Origin of the sequence: uncultured Formosa sp. (assembly GCF_947500765.1) — a bacterium.
In the GTDB taxonomy this organism is placed as follows: Bacteria; Bacteroidota; Bacteroidia; order Flavobacteriales; family Flavobacteriaceae; genus Formosa.
Window position 1 is genome coordinate 73059 of record NZ_CANMTH010000010.1, and the last position, 23190, is coordinate 96248.

Annotated in this window: 20 protein-coding genes; 7 read left to right on the top strand and 13 right to left on the bottom strand. The window is 31.9% G+C overall.

All coding sequences use genetic code 11. The features are described 5' to 3' along the window. Positions 1 to 2: 2 nt before the first annotated feature. From Q1B05_RS15530 to Q1B05_RS15565, 8 genes are all read right to left on the bottom strand, one after another. Positions 3 to 761, bottom strand: a complete 759-nt coding sequence (locus tag Q1B05_RS15530; protein WP_299781917.1) for a rhomboid family intramembrane serine protease — start codon at positions 759 to 761, stop codon at positions 3 to 5. Between the two features lie 21 nt (positions 762 to 782). Continuing rightward, complete coding sequence (gene mutL / locus Q1B05_RS15535; RefSeq protein ID WP_299781874.1) at positions 783 to 2648, bottom strand: DNA mismatch repair endonuclease MutL; 1866 nt, start codon at positions 2646 to 2648, stop codon at positions 783 to 785. After that, positions 2648 to 2938 (bottom strand): riboflavin synthase subunit beta, encoded by a 291-nt coding sequence (locus Q1B05_RS15540; protein WP_299781875.1) that lies wholly within the window; start codon positions 2936 to 2938, stop codon positions 2648 to 2650. Before Q1B05_RS15540 ends, mutL begins: the two co-directional genes overlap by 1 nt. A 507-nt stretch (positions 2939 to 3445) precedes the next feature. Beyond that, a complete protein-coding gene (gene trxA, locus Q1B05_RS15545) occupies positions 3446 to 3742 on the bottom strand; it encodes a thioredoxin (protein ID WP_299781876.1) in 297 nt (98 codons plus the stop codon). A gap of 87 nt (positions 3743 to 3829) precedes the next feature. Continuing rightward, positions 3830 to 5242, bottom strand: coding sequence for an MBL fold metallo-hydrolase (locus Q1B05_RS15550; protein WP_299781877.1), 1413 nt, complete (start codon positions 5240 to 5242; stop codon positions 3830 to 3832). A 61-nt stretch (positions 5243 to 5303) separates the two neighbouring features. Further along, positions 5304 to 6104 (bottom strand): sulfite exporter TauE/SafE family protein, encoded by an 801-nt coding sequence (locus Q1B05_RS15555; RefSeq protein WP_299781878.1) that lies wholly within the window; start codon positions 6102 to 6104, stop codon positions 5304 to 5306. A gap of 112 nt (positions 6105 to 6216) precedes the next feature. Next, positions 6217 to 6849, bottom strand: a complete 633-nt coding sequence (locus tag Q1B05_RS15560; RefSeq protein WP_299781879.1) for a Crp/Fnr family transcriptional regulator — start codon at positions 6847 to 6849, stop codon at positions 6217 to 6219. Positions 6850 to 6984: 135 nt separating this feature from the next. Next, complete coding sequence (locus Q1B05_RS15565; RefSeq protein ID WP_299781880.1) at positions 6985 to 8028, bottom strand: aldose epimerase family protein; 1044 nt, start codon at positions 8026 to 8028, stop codon at positions 6985 to 6987. Positions 8029 to 8434: 406 nt separating this feature from the next. Here Q1B05_RS15565 and Q1B05_RS15570 point away from each other — a divergent pair, with 406 nt between their 5' ends. From Q1B05_RS15570 to Q1B05_RS15600, 7 genes are all read left to right on the top strand, one after another. Continuing rightward, positions 8435 to 8923: a transcriptional regulator gene (locus Q1B05_RS15570; protein WP_299781881.1), complete on the top strand. Its 489-nt coding sequence runs from the start codon at positions 8435 to 8437 to the stop codon at positions 8921 to 8923. 33 nt (positions 8924 to 8956) lie between these two features. Next, a complete protein-coding gene (locus tag Q1B05_RS15575; RefSeq protein WP_299781882.1) occupies positions 8957 to 10084 on the top strand; it encodes an efflux RND transporter periplasmic adaptor subunit in 1128 nt (375 codons plus the stop codon). A gap of 13 nt (positions 10085 to 10097) precedes the next feature. After that, entirely contained in the window at positions 10098 to 13241 is a 3144-nt protein-coding gene (locus Q1B05_RS15580; RefSeq protein ID WP_299781883.1) for an efflux RND transporter permease subunit, read from the top strand. A 4-nt stretch (positions 13242 to 13245) separates the two neighbouring features. Continuing rightward, the gene (locus Q1B05_RS15585; protein WP_299781884.1) at positions 13246 to 14661 is read left to right on the top strand and encodes an efflux transporter outer membrane subunit; all 1416 of its coding nucleotides are present in this window, start codon (positions 13246 to 13248) and stop codon (positions 14659 to 14661) included. Between the two features lie 158 nt (positions 14662 to 14819). After that, on the top strand, positions 14820 to 15194 hold the full coding sequence (locus tag Q1B05_RS15590) for a hypothetical protein (RefSeq protein ID WP_299781885.1): 375 nt from the start codon (positions 14820 to 14822) through the stop codon (positions 15192 to 15194). A 34-nt stretch (positions 15195 to 15228) separates the two neighbouring features. After that, positions 15229 to 16284 (top strand): M28 family metallopeptidase, encoded by a 1056-nt coding sequence (locus tag Q1B05_RS15595; protein WP_299781886.1) that lies wholly within the window; start codon positions 15229 to 15231, stop codon positions 16282 to 16284. Positions 16285 to 16393: 109 nt separating this feature from the next. Continuing rightward, positions 16394 to 17953, top strand: a complete 1560-nt coding sequence (locus Q1B05_RS15600; protein WP_299781887.1) for a M28 family peptidase — start codon at positions 16394 to 16396, stop codon at positions 17951 to 17953. A gap of 105 nt (positions 17954 to 18058) precedes the next feature. Here the strand turns inward: Q1B05_RS15600 and Q1B05_RS15605 are convergent, their stop codons facing one another. From Q1B05_RS15605 to Q1B05_RS15625, 5 genes are all read right to left on the bottom strand, one after another. Beyond that, complete coding sequence (locus tag Q1B05_RS15605) at positions 18059 to 19726, bottom strand: amidase family protein (RefSeq protein ID WP_299781888.1); 1668 nt, start codon at positions 19724 to 19726, stop codon at positions 18059 to 18061. 223 nt (positions 19727 to 19949) lie between these two features. Next, entirely contained in the window at positions 19950 to 20603 is a 654-nt protein-coding gene (locus Q1B05_RS15610) for a hypothetical protein (RefSeq protein WP_299781889.1), read from the bottom strand. Positions 20604 to 20646: 43 nt separating this feature from the next. Then, positions 20647 to 21018 carry a hypothetical protein gene (locus tag Q1B05_RS15615; RefSeq protein WP_299781890.1) on the bottom strand — a complete coding sequence of 124 codons (372 nt, stop codon included), beginning with the start codon at positions 21016 to 21018 and terminating at the stop codon, positions 20647 to 20649. A 241-nt stretch (positions 21019 to 21259) separates the two neighbouring features. Further along, positions 21260 to 22564, bottom strand: a complete 1305-nt coding sequence (locus Q1B05_RS15620) for a YHYH protein (protein ID WP_299781891.1) — start codon at positions 22562 to 22564, stop codon at positions 21260 to 21262. A gap of 10 nt (positions 22565 to 22574) precedes the next feature. Then, positions 22575 to 23177 (bottom strand): hypothetical protein, encoded by a 603-nt coding sequence (locus tag Q1B05_RS15625; protein ID WP_299781892.1) that lies wholly within the window; start codon positions 23175 to 23177, stop codon positions 22575 to 22577. Positions 23178 to 23190: the final 13 nt, after the last annotated feature.

Here is a 23190-nt window from a genome sequence, read left to right on the forward strand (position 1 = left end):
TATTAATCCCATCGGTTTTTATTAAACTGTGTTTTTTTCCAATACCACATTATTAAAAAGCCTGTTAGAGCACCTCCAATATGTGCCATATAAGCCGTATTACTTGGGCTAAAGAAAGATTGACCGGTAATTGCTGAAATTAAATCTAAAGCAATAATTCCGGGAATAAAATACTTTGCTTTTATAGGAATTGGTAAGAAAATCATCATCAATTTAGACTCAGGAAATAACATTCCAAAAGCAACTAAAACTCCCATTATAGCTCCGGAAGCCCCTACCATAGTACCATTAAATACACTTACAAATTTCCCTAATTGATCCGGACTTAAAGTTTGAGACCAACGTGTATCGTACAAGGCATATCCAGATCGTAAGGTTTCTAAAGTTTCAGAGGTGCTAAAACCTGCGCCTTCTAAAGCAGACATCCCTGTTGAATATTGGTAATAATAGTACCCCAACATTAAAAGTGCTGCCCCCAACCCCGAAGACAAGTAAAAAAACAAAAACTTTTTACCTCCAAATTGTTGTTCTACAGGCGTTCCAAACATCCAAAGTGCCAACATATTAAATGCAATATGCATAAAACCACCATGCATAAACATATGAGTAAATATTTGCCATGGTTGAAAGGCTGCATTTTTAGGAAAATGCAATGCAAACCAATCATAAAATAAGTTACCACCACCAACAACCATGGTTCCAATAAACATAATAACATTAATGATTATAAGATGTTTAACGGTATCGGAAATTCTATTCATCATATCTTTATTTCTATGAAATTACATAAATTTTTTATCTAATTCATCAACTGTCATGGTGATAAATGTAGGTTTATTATTTGGTGAAACATTAGGATCTTTACATGCAAACAAACTATTTACTAAATGATCTTGTTCTGTTTGTGTAAGCGATTGCCCTGATTTTATTGCCAAACTTTTCGATAATGATTTTGCTAATAAATCTGCTGCACTAAAATTTGCATCAGGAACTTCATGCTCCACATCACTAATTAATTGCTCTAATATAATACTTACTTCGCTTTCTGGAACATTAATTGGCAAACCAATTATTTCAACCATATGTGCTTCAATATTCTGAAACACAAAACCAGCATATTCTAAATCACTTTTTAAATTTAAAACAATATCGTGTTCTTGTTTTGATAGTTGAATTTGTAATGGAAATAATAATTGCTGACTTACCGTATCTTTCCCTGTTATGTATTTTAAAAAATCTTCGTAAAGTATACGTTGGTGTGCTCTATTTTGATCGATAACCAACATTCCTGATTTAATGGTACTTAATACATATTTATTTTGAAGCTGATATGTCGCTTGCTTAGAAGCTATTTGAGAATCTTCAAACAAAGATGCCGTACTCTCTACACTCTCGAATTGAATTTCACTAAAATCGTTTTTAGATTTTGTGCCTTTAGATTCCATACCTACATACAAACTCTCCCAACTTGCTGTTGGCGTGTCTTTACGTCCAGAATAAGATGAAGGTGTAGAGGGTCTTGAAGGTGTTGATCTTTCAGAATTAAACGGATTAAAAGTACGATCGACTTCTATTGTTGGAGTACTTGCCGATTTATTTGAGTAATCGTAAGGCGTGTCTAAATTCGCATCATGTTCAAAATCTAAAACTGGAGCAATATTAAATTGCCCTAAACTATGTTTTACAGAAGCTCTTAAAATAGCATATAACGTATGCTCATCGTCGAATTTGATTTCTGTTTTTGTAGGATGTATATTAATGTCTATAGTTTGCGGATTTACTTCTAAATTCAAGAAATAACTCGCGTGTGTACCTTCTTTAATCAAGCCTTCAAAAGCGGCTGTTATTGCATGATTTAAATAGGCACTTTTTATAAATCTATGATTCACAAAAAAGAATTGTTCTCCTCTAGATTTTTTAGCATACTCAGGTTTACCAACAAAACCAGAAATTTTTAAAACATCTGTATCTTCATTCACTGGCACTAATTTTTCATTGGTTTTAGGTCCAAATATATTAACAATACGTTGTCTATAATTACTTTGTGGCAAATTAAAAACTTCAGATCCATTGTGATACATTACAAAACTAATACTTGGATGTGCTAAAGCAACACGCTGAAATTCATCTATAATATGTCGGGTTTCAACTGTATTTGATTTTAAAAAATTACGCCGTGCAGGAATATTAAAAAACAAATGTTTTACTGCTATAGATGTTCCTGTTGGTGTAACAACCACATCTTGATCTACAATTTCACTCCCTTCAATAGTTATGGTTGTACCAACCTCATCTTGGGCTTGTTTTGTTTTTAATTCTACATGAGCAATAGCCGCAATACTTGCTAAAGCTTCACCACGAAATCCTTTGGTATTTAGTTGAAATAGATCTTCGGCAGAACGAATTTTTGATGTTGCATGACGTTCAAAACTTAAGCGCGCATCTGTAATACTCATTCCTACCCCATCGTCTATAACCTGAACCAAAGTTTTACCAGCATCTTTAACCAATAATTTTATAGTCTCGGCTTTGGCATCTATAGCATTTTCTAAAAGTTCTTTAACTACAGAAGCTGGTCGCTGCACTACCTCACCTGCTGCTATTTGATTTGCAACATGGTCTGGTAAAAGTTGAATAATATCTGCCATTATGAATTAGGAAGGAATATGGATAAATCGAATTCTATAATAAATAGAAAAATAAGTATAAGTATAGCAACAATAATGATAACCCGGCGATTTGCCGAGCGATCTGGAGATTCTTTTAATTCTTCAAATGCATTTTGAAATTTAGATTTTATACCTCCAGTAGGTCCAACGGTTTTTCTAAAATCGTCGAATTTATGTTTCATTTCAAACGGACTCCCTTCTCCATCATTTTTAAAATGTTGAGGTGTGTACGTAAATTTTTTATTTTTTCTCGTTTTAAAAATCCCCATGCTGCTTTCTACAATTCATAATTATTTAACACATACCATAAAATGATCACCAAAATCAAGATAATTAACCATCCAGATAAACGGACACCTTTTTTTCCTTGATGTTTTCTCGTTTGCTTAAGCTCGTTCCATTTAGAAGTCATTTCGTTCGAAGGTTTAACATGCTCTTCTTGAAACTTAGCCTTATAATTAAACGATTTATTTTTTCGTTGATTAAATAAATTCACTATTTAAAAACTAGTCTTTGTTAAGCCTCAAATGTACTTAAAATTGGGAAGAAAGGCGAATCAGGTTTCTAAAAAAATGTTAACAAAAGCAATCAAAACACTACTAATTTATCATTTCACAGACAACCTTTATCGTTTTAAATATCAATTTTATAAAATATTTAACTTTAATCTTTAATTTAATTACCTCATTTCACAAGATATAAGACATCAAAAAGCGTCCCATTAAGAACGCTTTTAACACTACTATTAATCAATTCTAGATTGCTAACCATTTAAATTAACTACCTTGTTTTATAATTTGAATTAAATCTGATTTTTGAACAACTCCAGATTGTCTCCATATTTGTTTTCCTGACTTATATAAAACTAAAGTTGGTACGCCTCTTACATTTAATTTAGAAGCTAATTCTTGATTTTTATCGACATCAATTTTTATAATTGAAACCGACTCTCCCAAGCTCTCTTTTACATCTTTTAAAATTGGTGCCATTGCTTTACATGGTCCGCACCATTCTGCAAAAAAATCGACCAAAACAGGTTTATCCTGTTTAATAAGTTCTGAAAATCGACTCATAACTATATGTTTTAAAAATTATACACTGCTAAAAACACAACCTTTTAATACGTTTTTCCGTAAACAATTAACATGTATTAAATTACCTTACTTTTTTAAAGTTGTAGGACATACAAAGTCTGTTAACGGTATACCTACTTCTTTAATGGCTTTCATCCCTCCTGCTATATCTATTAAATTATGATAGCCTCTGCTTTTTAATATCGAAGCCGCAATTATGGATCTATATCCTCCTGCACAATGCACATAAAAAGGTGTATCGTTAGGAAAATCTGACAAGTATTCGTTTATAAATTCTAATGATGCATTTTTAGCATTATCAATATGTTCTGAAGCATATTCTGAATCTTTTCTGACATCAAAAACATTCAATTTTTCTGCTTCTAATCGTGTTTTAAACGTCTCTGCAGTAATAGACGAAATAGTATCGTATTCCTTACCGGCAGTTTTCCATGCCTCAAAACCACCTTCTAAATAACCTAATGTATTATCGAAACCTACACGCGATAAACGAATAACAGTTTCCTCTTCCATTCCTGGATCTGTAACTAATAAAATAGGTTGTTTTACATCTTTAATTAGCGCTCCAACCCATGGTGCAAACCCGCCTTGCAATCCTATAAAAATAGAGCGCGGAATATGTCCTTTAACAAAATTGTCTTGATGACGCACATCTAAAACTAAGGCTTCAATAGTATTTGCTACCGTTTCAAAGGCATCTGGTTTCAGGGCTTTTGTTCCTTTTTCAATTACAGTATCTATATTATCGTAACCTTCTTTATTCATTTTTACATTTAACGGAAAATATTGTGGTGGTGGTGCCAGCCCATCTGTAACTTCTTTAATAAATTCAGATTTTGTCATGTCTGCACGTAAGGCATAATTCATTTTTTTCTGATTTCCTAAAGTATCTATGGTCTCTTTCATCATATTCTTTCCACACGCAGATCCTGCACCGTGTCCTGGATAGACTATCACATCGTTAGATAAAGGCATGATTTTAGTTCTTAAACTATCATATAAAAAACCAGCTAAATCGTCTTGAGTAACCTCTCCTTTTTGTGCTAAATCTGGACGACCAACATCTCCCAAGAACAATGTATCACCACTAAAAATAGCATGATCTTTTCCTGTTTCATCTTTTAAGAGAAACGTTGCACTTTCCATAGTGTGACCAGGCGTATGCAATACTTTTATAACAACATTTCCCAATTTAAATTCCTGACCATCTTTGGCTATAATTGCGTCGAACGACGGATTTGCTGTAGGTCCGAATATTATAGGAGCACCCGTTAATTCTGATAAAGTAACATGACCACTTACAAAATCTGCATGAAAATGAGTTTCGAAAATATATTTAATTTTCGCACCATCTTTTTCTGCCCGACTGACATAAGGAGCGACCTCACGCAACGGATCTATAATAGCAACTTCACCATTACTTTCTATATAATAAGCACCTTGCGCTAAACAACCTGTATATATTTGATTTACTTTCATAGTTTTTTTATTCTTTATTAAATTACTAGTATTTAAACGACTTAACTGACTATTAGATAGATTACATTACAAGTTCTTTAATTATAATATATACCCCCATGACTAATATAAACCAACCAAAGCCTTTTTTAAGTTTTTTTCCTGAAATATAATTAGACAAATACCCTCCTAAAAATATACCAACAATGGCTATTAATGTAAAACTTAGTAAAAACACCCAATCAATTTCAATATTACCAACATCTCCCATAAACCCTATCAAAGAATTTATTGCGATGATAAATAAGGATGTACCCACAGCTTTTTTCATGGATAAATTCCCTAAGATTATTAAAGCTGGAATAATTATAAATCCGCCACCTGCACCAACAATTCCTGTAAAAAAACCAATAACAATGGCTTGATTAAAAATTAAAAGATTACTTAATTTTCTATGTGCATGCTCTTTGTGTTCATTTTTTTTAGGTTGTAACATGGTTACCGAAGCAATCACCATCATTAGAGCAAACATAACCATAATAAAAAGGTCTTTGGTAATGACAAAACTTCCTATTTCGTAAATATTATCTGGAATAGCTGGAATTATAAATTTACGTGTGAGATACACCATTGTAAAAGCAGGAACGGCAAATACAGCAGCTATTTTTAAATCTACTAAGCCTTTCTGATAATTTCTAAAAGCACCAAAACTAGAAGAAACCCCAACAATAAATAAAGAATATGCTGTTGCTGTTACAGGATTAAGCATAAGTAAATACACCAGAATAGGCACCGTTAAAATAGAACCTCCACCACCGGTTAGTCCTAAAACTAAACCAACAACAAGTGCGCCTATAAATCCTATGAGTTGTGTAATATCCATGTGTAAAATTTAAACAAATGTACTGTTAAGTAGACGTTTTGCAAGTAACCTAAGTTACAATAGGATATTAAACAATAAATTAAGTAATTGGTATATATTAAGCGAAAAAAATCTATAAATCTAATAAATGAATTTGATTACGGTACAATTTTAGGCGTCCATCATTTTCTAGTTTTTTAAGTAATCTAGAAATTACAACTCTAGATGTATGTAAATCTTGAGCAATATCTTGATGCGTTACAGCAATCATTTCGTTATGATTAACCATAGCTTTATCTTTTAAATATTTTAATAAACGTTCGTCCATTTTTAAAAACGCAATGGTATCTATAGATTCTAACAACTCTATGGTCCGTTCATGATAACTTTGAAGTATAAAATTTTGCCAGCTTCTATATTTCCCCATCCATTCTCCCATCTTTTCAACAGGAACCATAATTAAAGTCGCCTCAGTTTCTGCCATAGCTCTAATTTCACTTTTAGAATTTCCCATACAGCAAGAAATACTCATGGTACATGTATCTCCTTGCTCTATAAAATAGAGTAACAATTCGTCTCCATTTTCATCTTCTCTTAAAATTTTTAGAGCACCGCTAATTAAAAGTGGCATATGTGAAATAGGCTGACCAATATCCATAAGCGTAAAACCTTCTGGGACGGCTTTAAAAAGTCCGCATTGATTTATTTCTTGAAGCAACTCATCTTCAAACAAATACCCATAATGCATTTTTAATTCTTCAATCATAACTTATAAATAAGATTTTAAAGATAAGAATAACCTAACGATTCTAATTTTATAATTATCTAGATTTACAAGAATAAAAAAATTAAACTGAATTTAGGGATCGCTTCAATTACAAAATTGCATTACAATTTAATTTTATTTAATTGAAAACTTAAAAGTTGTTCGCGATTTATAAACTTCACCTGGATTTAATATTGTTGAAGGAAATGTATCTCTATTTGGTGAATCTGGGTAATGTTGCGTTTCTAAACACAATGCACCACGAGGCACAAAGGGGGCTTCTAAAAAATTTGCAGTATAAAACTGTACTCCAGGTTCGTCTGTACTTACTTCTAAATATCTACCACTAGTGTTATCGTGAACTGTTGCTGCCAAACGCAACCCTTGCTCTGGGTTATTTAAAACCCAACTATGGTCAAACCCTGAACCATTTTTAATTTGAACATGATCTGCATCAATGTCCTTCCCTACGCTTTTAGAAGTTGTAAAATCGAAAGGTGTTCCCGTAACAGAAGCTATTTCTCCTGTTGGAATTGCATCTTTATCTGTAGGAATATAAGCAGCTGCATTTATCATTACGGTTTCATCTACAATACTTTTAGTAAAATCTCCGGACAGATTAAAATATGAGTGCTGCGTTAAATTTATAACAGTCGTTTTATCTGTAGTGGCCATATAATCTACTTTTAAAGTATCATCTGATGTTAAAGTATAAATTACAGTAACATCTAAATTACCAGGGAACCCCTCTTCCATATCTTTGCTTAAATACGTTAATCTTAAAGCAACGGTCTCTTTTGTTTCTATAGGCTCTGCTGTCCAAATAACTTTATCGAACCCTTTATTTCCTCCATGTAAAGTATTTTCTCCATTATTAATTGCTAAAGAATAATTTGTTCCGTTCAACGAAAACTTACCTTTAGCAATACGGTTTCCGTAACGCCCTATTATTGCTCCAAAATACGTTGGATTTGTTAAATAAGGTTCTAATTCGTTATAACCTAAAACAACATTTTCGAATTTATGGGCTTTATTCGGTACTTTTAAAGACGTTATAATTCCTCCAAACGTAATAATATCGACTTCCATACCATTTACATTTTTAAGTTTATATAAATCTACTTGTTTTCCGTTTGGAGTACTCCCATATACAGATGTAGTTACCGATGCTTTTTCCATAATTTCTTAGTATTTCTAAATTATTTTTTTTGTTTGCGAACCGTTTTATTTAAAGAGAAAAATTAGCAAGACTAAAAGTAAAAAAAATGAAAATAACACCTCCTGATTTTACAGATTATTAATATCGTTTTTAAAAAATCAATTCTTTTTTTTATTCCTAAATATCAGTAAGGTTTTACATCTAAAATAGACTTAGGGAACACAACTATTTATAATAATTTACCTAAAAAAAAGAATAGAACGTTTAAAAACTCACATTATAAACACTTATACAGCTCGAAAACGACACATTACACTATACAAAGAACACAACACGACACAAGGTTATTCTTTTAACAATTAATTAACTTGTTTTTAGTTCGGAAAAAACCGAACCAACCTTATATTTGCTCAAATTTTATTAATTATGGAGAAACCACTGCTAGAAGAAAAACATAAACTTGTCGAAAAGCTTGGGGTTGTTATAGAAAAGAACAATCAATTAGCTCCTGTTGCCGCTCGTATAATTTCTTTTGTAGTTTTAACAGGTAGATCAGGAGTAACTTTCGATGATTTAGTGACCAATTTATGTGCCAGTAAGAGTACCATTTCCACACATTTAAATCATTTATTAGATTTAAAACAATTAGAATACTTTACAAAACAAGGTGACAGAAAAAAATACTTTATTATTAGTAAATGCCATATTTTAACACATATGGATGATATGATTGATTCTTGGACTTCAGAGAAAGAGTTACATCTAGAAATGAAGTCGTATAAAGAAAAAATGAATGAATTTAATGTTGATGAAACACAACTATTCAGTCTAGACTTTCATAATAACTATATCACTTTTTTAGAAGAAGCCACGAAGTCAATTATAAAATTAAAAGAAAAAATAGTTCATAAATAATAAAAATAGTAGCATTAATAATTCAAGAATAATATGAAAAAAAGTCATTACATTATGCTATCGCTTTCATTATTAGCGGTAACCTTTATAAGTTGTGGAGATAAAAAAACAGAACAACCACAGCAACAACAAGCTCCTCCATTCCCTGTTACAACATTACAAAACAAGACAGTTACTGCTTTTAAAACTTACCCTACCAGTATAAAAGGTATTGTTAGTAGTCAAGTAAGCGCAAAAGTAAGTGGCTATATTCAAAAAGTATTAATAGACGAAGGTGAACCAGTTAGGAAAGGTCAACCTTTATTTAAATTAGAAACTCAATCTTTAAGCCAAGACGCTGGAGCTGCAAAAGCACGTGTTAATGTCGCTAAAGTTGAAGTTGAAAAACTTATTCCTTTAGTAGAAAAAGGAATTATTAGTAACGTACAACTAGAAACAGCAAAAGCAAATTTAGCACAAGCAGAAGCTAGTTACAGTAGTATTAATGCAAACATTGGATACGCAACTATAAAAAGCCCTGTAAATGGTTATGTAGGAGCTATTAATTTTAGAGAAGGTTCTTTAATTAGCCCTAGCGATCCTACACCTTTAACAACGGTAAGCGATATTAGTAAAGTGTATGCGTTTTTTAGTTTGAATGAAACACAATACTTAGATTTTTTACAAAACACAAAAGGTAAAAATCTAGAAGAAAAGTTAGCCAACTATCCGGATGTTAATTTAATCTTAGCAAATGGTAGCATGTATTCTGAAAAAGGTAAAATTCAGACTAGTACTGGACAAATCAATCAAAATACAGGAACGGTAAGTCTTAGAGCCATTTTCGACAACCCAAATCAGTTAATTACAAATGGTAGTAGTGGTAAAATACAAATTCCTACAGTATTTAAAGATGCCATAGTAGTACCACAACAAGCAACCTATGAACAACAAGGTAAAATCATGCTTTACAAATTAGGTGAAGGTAATAAAGTCGTTAATACCATTATTGAAATTAAAGCATCTATAGATGGTTTATACGTTATAGAATCTGGTTTAAACGCAAACGATAAAATTATTACTTCAGGTATAGGTAAAGTAAGAAACGATATGGTAATTACGCCACAAGAAGTTCCTTTTAGCGAAGTAATTAAGCCTATAGAAACTTTATTTAAAAACTAGAAATTCATAAAATATGTTAAAAACATTTATTGAAAGACCCGTTCTTTCAACGGTAATTTCTATTATCATAGTTATCCTAGGGGTAATCAGTATAACCAGTTTACCGGTAGAAGAATATCCAGATATTGCACCGCCTACCATTAAGGTTACAGCATCTTATACAGGAGCAAATGCCGAAACGGTATTAGAGAGTGTTATTATTCCTATAGAAGAACAAATAAATGGTGTTGAAGGTATGACGTACATTACCTCTACAGCATCTAACAACGGTACTGCAGAAATCACAGTATATTTTGATCAAGAAATGGACGCCGATATTGCTGCCGTAAACGTTCAGAACCGTGTCGCTAGAGCAAATCCATTATTACCTGCCGAAGTTATAGCAACCGGTGTTACAACTCAAAAGCAGGAAACAAGTGCTTTAATGTTTGTCTCTTTTTATTCTGAAAATGAAGATTACGATGCAACATTTATTCAGAACTACCTAAAAATTAACGTTATTCCAGCCATGCAACGTATTAAAGGTGTTGGAGATGTTAGTGTATTTTCTCAACAAGATTATGCAATGCGTGTTTGGTTAAAACCTGAAAAATTAGCTGCTTATAATTTAATTCCTTCAGATATTTCTGCTGTTTTAGCCGAACAAAACTTAGAAGCTGCCGCAGGGTCTTTAGGAGAAAACAATGGTGAAGCGTTCTCTTATACATTAACCTATAGTGGTCGTTTTAAAGAAGAAAAGCAATACGGTGATATTGTAATTAAAGCATTAGGTAACGGCGAATTTTTAAAATTAGACGATGTTGCAACCATAGAATTAGATGCACAATCTTACTCTTCTAATGCCATGAGTTTAGGTAATCCTGCAGTCTTTATGGGCGTTTATCAAACTAAAGGATCTAATGCACAAGAGATTATTGAAAACATAAAATCGACTATCTCATCTATAGAAAATGATTTACCTACAGGTATTAAAGTTTTTGTGCCTTATGATACGAGTTTATTCTTAAATGCATCAATAGAAAAAGTTATACACACTTTAATCGAAGCTTTTATACTGGTATTTATAGTTGTTTTTATCTTCTTACAAGATTTCCGATCGACTTTAATTCCCGCTATTGCAGTACCAGTTTCTATTATTGGTACATTCTTTTTCTTAAATGTTTTCGGATACTCTATAAACCTTTTAACGTTATTCGCACTCGTCCTCGCCATTGGTATTGTGGTAGATGATGCCATTGTAGTTGTAGAAGCCGTACATGCCAAGATGGATGAAGGAGAAAAAAATCCTAAAACAGCGACACTAGTTGCCATGAATGAAATTTCTGGAGCAATTATCTCGATCACCTTAGTAATGGCTGCTGTATTTATTCCCGTTACTTTTGTAACAGGTCCGACAGGTGTATTCTACGAACAATTTGGTGTCACTTTAATTATTGCTATTTTAATTTCAGCAGTAAACGCATTAACGTTAAGTCCTGCTTTATGTGCTTTATTATTAAAAACACATAAAGATGATCACGAACTAAATGGGAAAAATCCATTGCAACGTTTTTACACCCTTTTTAACAGAGGATTTAATGCAACTATAGAAAAGTATGGTAGCTCACTTCACTTTCTATATAGAAAAAAATGGATACCTGTTTTACTTCTAGTTATAGCTGTTACAGGTATATTCTGGGCTGCAAAAACAACGCCAACAGGTTTTGTACCTAATGAAGATAGAGGAATTATTTTTGCGAATATTGAATTACCAGCAGGTTCTTCTCTTGATAGAACAAATGCTGTAACAAAAGAGTTATACGGAAAAATTAAGGACCTTGAAGGTATTAATGGGGTAAACTTTATTAAAGGTAGAAGTATAATTAGTGGTGCTGGGACAAACTTTGGTTTTGGTATTATTAAATTAAATGACTGGAGTGAACGAGAAGGTGAAACATTATCTTCTAATGCTATTACAGGAAAATTATTTGGTATTGCTGCTTCTATTCCTGAAGCCAATATTATTTTCTTTGCACCGCCTAGTATTCGTGGTTTTGGTAACTCTGCTGGTTTCGAAGTAAACTTATTAGATAAGTTTGGTGGTGAGTTTACAGACTTAGATAAAATGAATCAAGAATTCTCTGCATCTTTAATGAAACACCCTGAAATTAAATATGCGCAATCTGCTTTCAATACGAAATATCCTCAATACGAAATGGAGGTTAATGTACCTTTGGCTAAAGAAAAAGGAGTTCCTATTAATAGTATATTCTCAACCTTACAAGGATATATTGGAGGGGTTTATGCCTCAGACTTCTCTCGTTTTGGTAAACAATTTAGAGTATATATTCAAGCATTACCAGAAGACAGAGCAGACGAAAGTGATTTAAACAGTATGTATGTGAGAACGGAATCTGGCGAAATGGCTCCAATAACACAGTTTGTAAATTTAAAACGTGTATATGGTCCACAATCGGTTACTAGATTTAACTTGTTTAATTCAACAACAATTACAGGAGCAACTAACGACGGATTTAGTACTGGTGACGCCATTAAAATTATAGAAGAAGAAGCCGCTAAATTACCTAGTAATTATACTGTTGCATATTCTGGTTTAACACGTGAAGAAGTAAATGCGGGAAACCAAACTACATTTATTTTTATACTAAGTATCCTTTTTGTTTACTTCTTATTAAGTGCACAATACGAAAGTTACTTATTACCATTTGCGGTTGTACTATCTATTCCTTTTGGAGTATTTGGAGCCTACATAAGTACAAAATCATTTGGGTTAGAAAATAACATTTATTTCCAAATTGCCCTCATCATGCTTATTGGTTTACTTGCCAAAAACGCCATTCTTATTGTAGAGTTTGCATTGCAAAGAAGAAGGAATGGCGAAGAGATTGTAAGTGCAGCCATTCATGGTGCAAAAGCACGTTTACGTCCAATTTTAATGACTTCTTTTGCTTTTATTTTAGGGTTAATGCCCTTAGTATTGGCTAAAGGTGTAGGTGCAGAAGGAAATAAATCAATTGGTACAGGTGCTGCCGGAGGTATGCTTATTGGTACATTCTTAGGAGTATTTATAATACCTATATTATTTATTTTATTCCAATGGTTACAAGAAAAAGTATCTAGTAAACCCGTAGTAATCGAACAAAACATTGAACAATAATCGTATGATATCAATAATAAAACATAACGCATTTAGTAAAATTTCGGTATTGCTTTTTGCTGTGGTAACATTACAAAGTTGTTTTGTTGCTAAAGACTATGAACGACCAGAATTTAATGAAACACCAGATTTATACAGAACAGATAATCTGCCAACAGACAGCACGTCTATGGCTGATGTATCTTGGAAAGATTTGTTTACAGACCCTTTTTTAAATCAATACATTGAAGAAGGTCTGCAAAACAACATAGATATAAGAATAGCTATTCAACAAATGATTGCTGCAGAATCTTATGCTAAACAAGGTAAGTCTGGATATTTTCCTTCATTAGATTTAAGCGGAACAGCTTCACGAGATAAATATTCTGAAAACAGCCAGTTTGGATCTATTTTCAATGGCTCTATAGATTCATACGATTTAACTGCTAGCTTATCTTGGGAAGCAGATATTTGGGGAAAAATAAGAAGTTCTAAACGCGCTTCAGACGCTAGTTATTTGCAATCTGTAGCAGCTCATAAAGCAGTAAAAACAATATTAGTTGCACAAATCGCAACAACATATTATCAATTATTAGCTTTAGATGCTCAGCTTAAAATAACCAACGAATCTATTGTAACTCGTGAAAAAAGTGTAGAAACAATACAAGCCTTAAAAGATGCTGGACAAGTTAATCAAGTTGCTGTAGACCAAAGTATTGCTCAATTTAATAGTGCAAGTGCTTTAAAAATAGATATTGAAAGCGCTATTTTTACAACAGAAAATACACTTAGTTTATTATTAGGAAGAAGTCCAAATACAATTGAAAGAAGCGATTTAGATATTCAGAAATTAGACACAGATATGAAAGTTGGTGTACCAGCAGTTCTATTACGTAATAGACCAGATGTTATGGCAGCAGAATATGCTCTAATCAATGCTTTTGAATTAACAAACGTTGCTAAAAGTCAGTTTTACCCATCTTTAACATTAACGGCTTCAGGAGGATTCCAAAGTTTAGATATTAAAGATTGGATTAGCGCTAATTCTATTTTTTCAAGTATTGTTGGAGGTTTAACGCAACCGTTATTTAACAAACGAAGCATTAGAACACAACATGAAGTCGCAATTGCACAACAAGAACAAGCGCTTTTAAATTTCGAAAAAACATTACTTACCGCAGGTAACGAAGTGTCTACTACATTATATAATTATGATGCAGAAAAACGTAAAATAGTTTTTAGAGAAAATGAAGTTGTTGCTTTAAGAAAAGCAGAGATTAATTCTGAAGAACTTTTAAACTATGGTTTTAGCACCTATTTAGATTTATTAACAGCAAGAACTGCGGCTTTAAATGCAGAACTTAATGTTGTAGAAAGTAAACTTCAGCAATTATTAAATGTTGTAGATTTATACGAAGCCCTTGGTGGTGGATGGAAATAAATTGCAATTTAATTACAACAAATTACCTTTATATTAAAGCCCTTTTCATTTGTAAAAGGGCTTTTCTTATTTTTAACATTATATCTTTAGTATAGACTTAAAAAAACATCGTATTTTCGATTAAAAAATCAGAATCGTTTCAGATTAAATATTAAACCATGAGAAAAATAAGTGTTGTCTCAGCATTAATCTTATCTATAGTTGCAACAGTATGGGCAACGCTTCCTAAATCTATATTTGCTTCTATCCCTGCAATAATAGCACTTGTTTTGGCCATTTATGGCCTTTATTTATCTAAACACAAAATACAACCAAAGGCAACGGCACAACTGGCTATTTTACTTAGTAGTATAGCTCTTATATTTTCTGTTTCAAAATTATTTATTACACCTCCTCCTGCAGAAGAAAAAGTTCCTACAGAACAAAAAATTGAACAAGATATTAGTGATGATGAGAACGATCTTGAAAATGACTTCGAAGAAGAAGAAGATGGCCCTCAAGATAGTATCAATTCAAATTCTAAACAAAAATAATCTATTGTATAAACACCTCATTATAAACAATATTATGCATTTAAAACTTCTTTCACTTCTCCCCTCTTTTCTGGTATTAATGTCATGTGCAGAGGCTAAAGATAACGCTATAAGTAAAAACGCTATAGATTCTCTTATAGTTCAAGATAGTAGCATTGTCAGAAAATATATAAATACAATTACTGCAGAAGAATTAAAAAACCATTTAGAAATTTATGCTTCGAATGAGTTTGAAGGTCGAGCTACCGGAACTAACGGACAAAAAAAAGCTGTAAACTATTTAAAACACTATTACATTAACGAAGGCATTCAGTCTCCCATTAACGATTCTGTTTATTTTCAACACATCCCTGCATCCTATTTACCAGACGGTATAGATGCTTCTAAAAATGTATTAGCATTTATTGAAGGTTCTGAAAAACCAGATGAAGTTTTAGTTATTTCTGCCCATCTGGACCATGTTGGTATTATTAAAGGTGAAATTTATAATGGTGCCGACGACGATGGATCTGGAACAGTTGCCGTTTTAGAAATTGCACAAGCATTTAAACAAGCAGCTTTAAACGGCTATCAGCCAAAACGCAGTATTTTATTCTTGCATGTCACAGCTGAAGAAATCGGTTTATATGGTTCTAAATACTATTCTGAACACCCTATTTTTCCTTTAAAAAATACCATAGCAGATTTAAATATTGATATGATTGGTCGTGTAGATGATAAGCACATAGATAATCCTAATTATGTATATTTAATAGGTTCCGACCGTTTAAGTAATGATCTTCATAATGCTTCAGAAAAAATAAACAGTACCTATTTTAATTTAGAATTAGACTACACATTTAACGCTTTAAACGATAAAAATCAGTTTTATTACAGATCCGATCATTACAACTTTGCGAAACACAATATACCTGTTATTTTCTATTTTAACGGAACACATGCAGATTACCACAAAGCAACAGATACTGTAGATAAGATTAATTTTTCAATGCTTCAAAAACGTGCTCAGTTTGTTTTTGCAACAGCCTGGCAATTGGCAAATCAACCCAATCGACCAGCTTTAAATGAAGATATTAAAACTAACCATTAAAAAAACATACCTTTTACGGACTTAATTATGTTAAAGTAAATTAATTTATAAAATATTTAAAATCGGTTTTTGTAATATAGTATCTTAAAAAACTAAACCAATTTTATTTATGAAAAAAACCTTCATGCTTGCTAGTGTCACGGCACTAGTATTAAGCTGCGGAAGTTCTACAAAAACAACTACAGTACAACAGGAAACAGAAACGCCAAAAGATGTCAATTTTTATGCAAAAAGTATAACTGCAGACGAATTGAGAACAGATTTAATGATTTATGCTTCAGACGAATTTGAAGGTCGAGAAACAGGTCAGCCAGGTCAGAAAAAAGCTATCGAATTTTTAAAACAACGTTATGTAGATTTAAGTATCCCTGCTGCAAAAAAAGATGGAGAGTATTTTCAAGAAGTTCCTTTAGAAATTCTAAACACTCCTGAAGTGAGCCTAAGTATAAATAATACTAATTTTAATTTAATTTCAGATTTCGTTTCTATCCTTCCTAGTAAAACTGGTCAAATAAATACTACCGAAATTACTTATGTAGGATATGGTATTGAAACCGATTTGTATTCTGATTATAAAGATATAGACATTGCAGGTAAAGTTGTTTTATTTAAAGCAGGAGAACCTAAAACAGCAGATGGTACGTATTTAGCTTCAGCAACAAAAGAAGCTAGTAAATGGTCTAATTTCAGACAAGAATTTGCATTAAAGAGAGATCTTGCTAAAGAAAAAGGCGCTAAAGCTATTTTATTCTATGCACCAGACTCATACCAAATGGCAGCAAACCGCTATGGTAAATCTAGAGGCAGAATGAGTTTACAAGCAAATGAAGAATCTTTATTTTATTTTATAATTAATACCAACCTAGCTGAATCTATTTTTCCTAGTATTTCTACAGAAAGCAATCCAAAGACAATAAAAACAGCTTTTAATTTAGATTTTAAGAAAGTAAGTGACAATTTTAATTCCGAAAATGTTGCTGCATTTATTAAAGGAACAGAAAAACCAAATGAAGTCATTGTTGTTTCTGCACACTTAGATCACGAAGGCATTAAAGATGGAATTGTTTACAATGGAGCAGACGATGATGGCTCTGGAACCGTAGCTCTTTTAGAAATTGCTGAAGCTTTTAAAACAGCTAAAAATAATGGAAAAGGCCCTAAACGTTCTATTTTATTTTTACACGTTACTGGTGAAGAAAAAGGGTTATTGGGTTCTAGTTATTATGCAGATTACGACCCTATTATTCCTCTAAACGAAACTATGGTTGATTTAAATATTGATATGATTGGTAGAACAGATCCAAAGCGAGAAAGTACCAATAGAAATTATTTATATTTAATTGGAAGCGATAAACTAAGTACCGAATTACACACTATTTCTGAAACTGTAAACGCGTCTTGTTGTAATATAGAACTTGACTATACGTTTAATGATAATAACGATCCGAATAGATTTTACTACCGTTCAGACCATTATAACTTTGCAAAGAACAACATCCCTGTTATTTTCTATTTTAACGGAACTCACGACGATTATCACAAACCAACAGATACACCTGATAAAATTCAGTACGATTTATTAGAAAACAGAACACGATTAGTATTTTACACAGCTTGGGAATTAGCCAATCGTGATAATAAAATTATAGTTGACAAAGCATTGAAATAAAAATGAGCTTTAAATGCTAATAAAAATGAGCCCGACATTACATCGGGCTCATTCTATTTAAATAAGGAGATTATAACTAAGCCTAACTATAATGCTTCAAAAAAACTAATCTATATAATCAATTGGTTGCTTACGTGCTTTGGTTGCTTTTTCAAATGCTATACCAAGTTGTAACAGCTTATCTTCTTCAAAAGGCTTCGCTATAAACGTTAAATTTTCTGGTTCGCCTGTTCTTTTGTACCCCATCGGAACTGTTAATGCTGGGTATTTTGCTACTGCCGCAAGACCCGCATAATAATTATTAACACTTAAAATGGCGTCTAAATGATTTAAATTTAAAATAGTATTTAAATGTGTTCTACTTTTATTTTCTAATTCTAATATAATCACCTTCAATTGTTCTGATGAAACAGTATCAGCAACAATTCCTTCAAATAGTGCTTGACCATACGGAATTCTAATTAAACTATCCTGTTTATTGTAATTAATAAGATCTGGAATATTAGAAACTTCCAAAACATCTTTATTCAATACATGTTCTTGAATATAAAATGGTAAATCATTTTTCATATCAATACTTAAAATACTTCTAAATCCTAGTAAGTTTACGCTTTCAGGTATAAACTCTACAATTTCTGCACCAAGATTCTTTAAAGTCTTTATTGTTGATGCATAAATACTATCAGAATCTATTAAATTTTTAAAAGCTCCAAATCTTTTTCCTGATAGAGCATTTACTCCCATATCAATATAATTTTTATCAATTGAAACAGATTTTACATCAGCTGGATCTTTGCCTGTCATTGCCGACAATAAAATTGCAGTATCCGTAACATTTTTTGCCATAGGACCAGGCGTATCTAGTGTGCTTGATATAGGTACTATTCCTGTTCTACTTAGTAAACCAATTGTAGGTTTTAAACCGACTATAGAATTTTGACTTGAAGGAGATAATATAGAACCCGAAGTTTCAGTTCCCACGGCTGCAACCGCATAATTAGCTGCAACCGCGGTTCCACTACCTGCACTAGAACCTCCAGTTTCAAAAATTTTACGTCCATAAGGATTTAAAGTTTGCCCACCAACAGCACTGTAACCAACTGGACAGCCTGTACATAAAAAATAAGCCCACTCGCTTAAATTAACTTTACCCAATATCAATGCGCCATGTGCTTTTAATTGTTTTACTATAAAAGCATCATCCGTATTATTATCCATAAAAGCAATTGCCCCTGCTGTTGTATGCATTCCTTGTGTACCAATATTATCTTTTAAAAGAATTGGCATTCCATAAATCTCATGCCTCTTAGCTTCAGGAAATTTTGCCAAAACCTCGTCACATAATTTTGCTTGTTCAATAACATCTTTATTTAAAGCAAGTATAGTATTTAGTGTAGTCTCATTATTCAATTCATATTTATAAATACGGTATAAATAAAATAAAACTAAGTTTTCATAACTTAAGTCACCAGCTGCTATATGGGCTTGAATTCTAGGTATATCTTGTTCTAAAACATAAGACTTCCACTTATTGTAATCAAGTTCAGTTATTTCAGATACTTCATTATAAAGTGGTAAAAAAACATCATTTTTATCTAGTACTTTAGACTGAACTAGCTTGAATTGCATACGCGATATTTCGTGATCTGCATTTGCAACAACCTCTAAAGAATCATTATAAGGCTTCCAAATCACTTGGTTATCAACGTTTTTACTTTTCTCTTTACAGCTTAGTATTAAAAGTAGAATGGAAACGATTAAAATGTTCTTCATATTCATCAATATTATCTTTATTTAATGTGAGGGAAAAATTACACCTAACGTATTTTATATCATTAGTTGCGAAGTTTTGCACTAAATTTAGCAATTTAATTATATATAGAAAATCCGAAAGTATTTTAGTGTTATCTATCTTAAAAGTAGCTCATAAATATGCATTGTTTAAATTAAGTATTATTACTCCGTATTATATGAGATTGTACTTAATGTATAATATTTAATTTTTTTTTGAAACCTTTAATTTCAATGCTTTTTCAGAATCTTCCAATACCAAAATTGTATAATTCTTCCATTCTAAAATTTGTGTATTAGTATCAGATTCATCTAAAGAACTAAAAGACAATATTTTCTGCTCATTTTCTTCTAACAGCTTAATAGCATATGTATTAAAAGCAGCGACCTGATTTCCTTCAATATCTTCAGACCATTCTCCCATACATGCCTCAAACACAATATTCAAGTTTCCTAAAATTGCAGTTTGCTTAATATCTATAAAAAAAGGTATTTCAAAATCTAATTGTTCTACCACCAAATCAACATTTTCATTATCTATTTTCAAATTAAAAGCATAGTTATTGTATGCTTTTGGATAATTTGTTTTTTGGGTATATAAAGAATCATTATAAGCCCAGAGGTAGGTTGTATATTTCTTGTTATTTTCAATAATATTTAATGCTAATTGAATATGAGGAGAATCTGTAGTTGTTGGTTTTGACTGAATGAATAGGTTATCTGGTTCTATTTGTAAAGTCTTAAAATAACTACTCGGATTTTCACCAATTTTTAGAGGTATTATAATAGTATTATTTGTCATGTCATTTTCTGATTGAGCATATCCTGACACATGAAAAAACATAAGCAGTAAAATCAATATATTTATGTTAACAGTCCTCATTATTAGATACATTTAATTATTAAAAAAGATGATTTAGTTTAAATGCATACATAAAAATAAACATTCCTAAAGTAACCAATATATGAATCCCGAAACCAATATAGTTAATGACTTTTACATAAGTTTTATTATAAAATCCAGGAATGGAGTACAGAGCAAATATTAAAATACAGACTTCTAAACATAGTACGAATAATTCTCTAAACTGAAATTGATATTCTTTTACATTAAGAGTATCGGTAACTAAAAAAACAAGTATTCCAATCGAAAAAAACGCGTTTAAACACGAAATCAATACTATTGTTTTTTTTATTTTATACCCAATGGTAATAGCTAAAATATGGCTAATTAATATAATTACTATTATTACACTTACAGTGGTATCATTCATAATTATAAAATGGAATGTGTATTTTTTTCAATTGTAAGTAATGGTTTGGTAATCTCGTTGCTTATTTAAACACCCAATTTAGCAAATTGAAAATAGAATACCCTTAATAATATTTAACTTTTTTGACGCAGCTTATAATCTATATAGAATTTGGTTTAACCAATGATTTTTATCGTTTTAATAGCAGAATTTAGATTAATTTATGAAGATACTTACAGAAGTGATTCGTCGTTAACAGTACCTATTTTCTTTTGTATGTAGCGCTTGTAGTTGTTCCGTCTGGGTTTACAAATTCATAGCTATAATTCCCATTAGTATCCCAACCATAATTTATAGTATACATAGCAGATTCAACTTCATAGGTTAAGCTATATTGGTTAGGCTTCAGGTTCTTAAAATCAATAATTTTAGCACCACGTAAAGGTTGTAAATCTGGTCGTACACCTTTAGTTTTTGCTTGTGGCATGATCTCGTTTTCAGGGGCCTCCGTTCTTGGATTTAATTCTACTTCCCCTTTCATAGCTGCAATTAAATACGGATAATCTTTAACTGCGTGATATTGGTACGTACTATCTGAAGTAAAACGCCCAAGATTTTCGTCTAACGCTTCATTCGTTTCTCCGTAAACAGGAAAACCATCCAAAGCATACGCTATCGGTTTATCTTGACCTACTTTAGACTGTAAATGTGTTGGAGGTAAATGATAATGATAATCGTCTGCTCTTCCACAGTGTCCGCCCCATTTATCTAATTCACCTATAGCGTTGGCATCTTCACCACGATTGTTTAACGGATTAAAAATTGGTATGCCATTCGCAGCAATAGCAATGGCTCCCTTCATAAAATTATCTTTGGTGGATAGCGGATTTTCTGCCAATACCGGTTGCAGAGGAATAGCCCAAGCGTTTGTACCACTATAATCGTGATTAATAGGAACCTGTTGTTGCCAATTGGTAATACCTGTCATCATTTCGTGTTCAGGTATTCCGTCGGATTCTATGTAGAAATATGTGTTATCAAAACGTGTCGTTACTTTGTTAAAAACACCAAAAACAGAGGCTAAATAAGACACGTCATTTTTTGCCATTGTAATGCCTTTAGAAGAACTAGTGGTTTTACAGCCCATAACAATAAAAGCAAGCCCGATTAAACTAAAAGCCAAAATTTTAGAGTCACTCTTTTGTCTATACTTGAAGAATGAAAAGAGTAACAAGGCAATACCTAAATAAATAAAAAGGGTAGCGTAGTTTATTGAAAATAATGAAAGTGATTTTTCTGAAACGTTTTTGTCTGTAATCCAATTTGCTTTATTTAAAATATAGTGTTGCTCTTCACTTGTAAATTCTGAAATATCGAAAAATACGACTTTGTGTTTCTCATTCATAAGATACACCGTGTCTCCAATTTTCTCAATAAATTCACCTTTTAAGTTCTTTTCACTAGTTGTAAAATGCCATATTTTAGTTGGTAAACCATGTCCACCTTCATGAGCAAAAACTGGAAAGGATAAAAACAGAATTGTTATAAGAATAACTATATTTTTCATTCGTCTTGTATTAATTAGAATCTATAAAACTTAAAGTGGTTCTGTCAATCACGATATCTTCAGAAATGGCATTCATAAATGTATTTAAATCCACTTCAAGCGCATTAGATTTTGGAAGTGATTTTGGTGTTTCAGACAATGCAAACAGCGCAATGGTATACTTATGTTTTCCTGGTCCGCGAGAACAAGGGGATGTATAGGAAATAGCGGTTCCATCTTTATTAGACCCCATAAACCAATTGGGATTGTTTGCCATTTTATACGGAATTTCGGAAACCGATGGTTTTATACCCCATAAGAGCAAATATGAATTTATTTCGGATGTATCCTCTTTATGCGGATAGTGATACATGACTATCGCTAAAGATTTTGTGCCTTCAGGAACGTTAGACCAAGATAACGGTATGGAATTTTCTATATCATTTACTTTCTCTTCGCATTTAAAAGCATCTAATAATTTTCCATCGGCTACCGCTTGACTAGTTAATTTAAAATCAGGATGAATGGTTTTAAAATCATCGTACATGTAAATTGAAGCATCTTTGTTATGAGCACAAGACGTTACCAAAAACAAAAGTAGAATGCCAATACCAAGTATCGAACTCGTTTTCATGTTGTAATAGTTT

Excerpts from the sequence above, each read along its gene's own strand:
- Q1B05_RS15530 (WP_299781917.1), bottom strand. The coding sequence starts at position 761 with ATGAATAGAATTTCCGATACCGTTAAACATCTTATAATCATTAATGTT.
- mutL (WP_299781874.1), bottom strand. The coding sequence starts at position 2,648 with ATGGCAGATATTATTCAACTTTTACCAGACCATGTTGCAAATCAAATA.
- Q1B05_RS15540 (WP_299781875.1), bottom strand. The coding sequence starts at position 2,938 with ATGGGGATTTTTAAAACGAGAAAAAATAAAAAATTTACGTACACACCT.
- trxA (WP_299781876.1), bottom strand. The coding sequence starts at position 3,742 with ATGAGTCGATTTTCAGAACTTATTAAACAGGATAAACCTGTTTTGGTC.
- Q1B05_RS15550 (WP_299781877.1), bottom strand. The coding sequence starts at position 5,242 with ATGAAAGTAAATCAAATATATACAGGTTGTTTAGCGCAAGGTGCTTAT.
- Q1B05_RS15555 (WP_299781878.1), bottom strand. The coding sequence starts at position 6,104 with ATGGATATTACACAACTCATAGGATTTATAGGCGCACTTGTTGTTGGT.
- Q1B05_RS15560 (WP_299781879.1), bottom strand. The coding sequence starts at position 6,849 with ATGATTGAAGAATTAAAAATGCATTATGGGTATTTGTTTGAAGATGAG.
- Q1B05_RS15565 (WP_299781880.1), bottom strand. The coding sequence starts at position 8,028 with ATGGAAAAAGCATCGGTAACTACATCTGTATATGGGAGTACTCCAAAC.
- Q1B05_RS15570 (WP_299781881.1), top strand. The coding sequence starts at position 8,435 with ATGGAGAAACCACTGCTAGAAGAAAAACATAAACTTGTCGAAAAGCTT.
- Q1B05_RS15575 (WP_299781882.1), top strand. The coding sequence starts at position 8,957 with ATGAAAAAAAGTCATTACATTATGCTATCGCTTTCATTATTAGCGGTA.
- Q1B05_RS15580 (WP_299781883.1), top strand. The coding sequence starts at position 10,098 with ATGTTAAAAACATTTATTGAAAGACCCGTTCTTTCAACGGTAATTTCT.
- Q1B05_RS15585 (WP_299781884.1), top strand. The coding sequence starts at position 13,246 with ATGATATCAATAATAAAACATAACGCATTTAGTAAAATTTCGGTATTG.
- Q1B05_RS15590 (WP_299781885.1), top strand. The coding sequence starts at position 14,820 with ATGAGAAAAATAAGTGTTGTCTCAGCATTAATCTTATCTATAGTTGCA.
- Q1B05_RS15595 (WP_299781886.1), top strand. The coding sequence starts at position 15,229 with ATGCATTTAAAACTTCTTTCACTTCTCCCCTCTTTTCTGGTATTAATG.
- Q1B05_RS15600 (WP_299781887.1), top strand. The coding sequence starts at position 16,394 with ATGAAAAAAACCTTCATGCTTGCTAGTGTCACGGCACTAGTATTAAGC.
- Q1B05_RS15605 (WP_299781888.1), bottom strand. The coding sequence starts at position 19,726 with ATGAAGAACATTTTAATCGTTTCCATTCTACTTTTAATACTAAGCTGT.
- Q1B05_RS15615 (WP_299781890.1), bottom strand. The coding sequence starts at position 21,018 with ATGAATGATACCACTGTAAGTGTAATAATAGTAATTATATTAATTAGC.
- Q1B05_RS15620 (WP_299781891.1), bottom strand. The coding sequence starts at position 22,564 with ATGAAAAATATAGTTATTCTTATAACAATTCTGTTTTTATCCTTTCCA.
- Q1B05_RS15625 (WP_299781892.1), bottom strand. The coding sequence starts at position 23,177 with ATGAAAACGAGTTCGATACTTGGTATTGGCATTCTACTTTTGTTTTTG.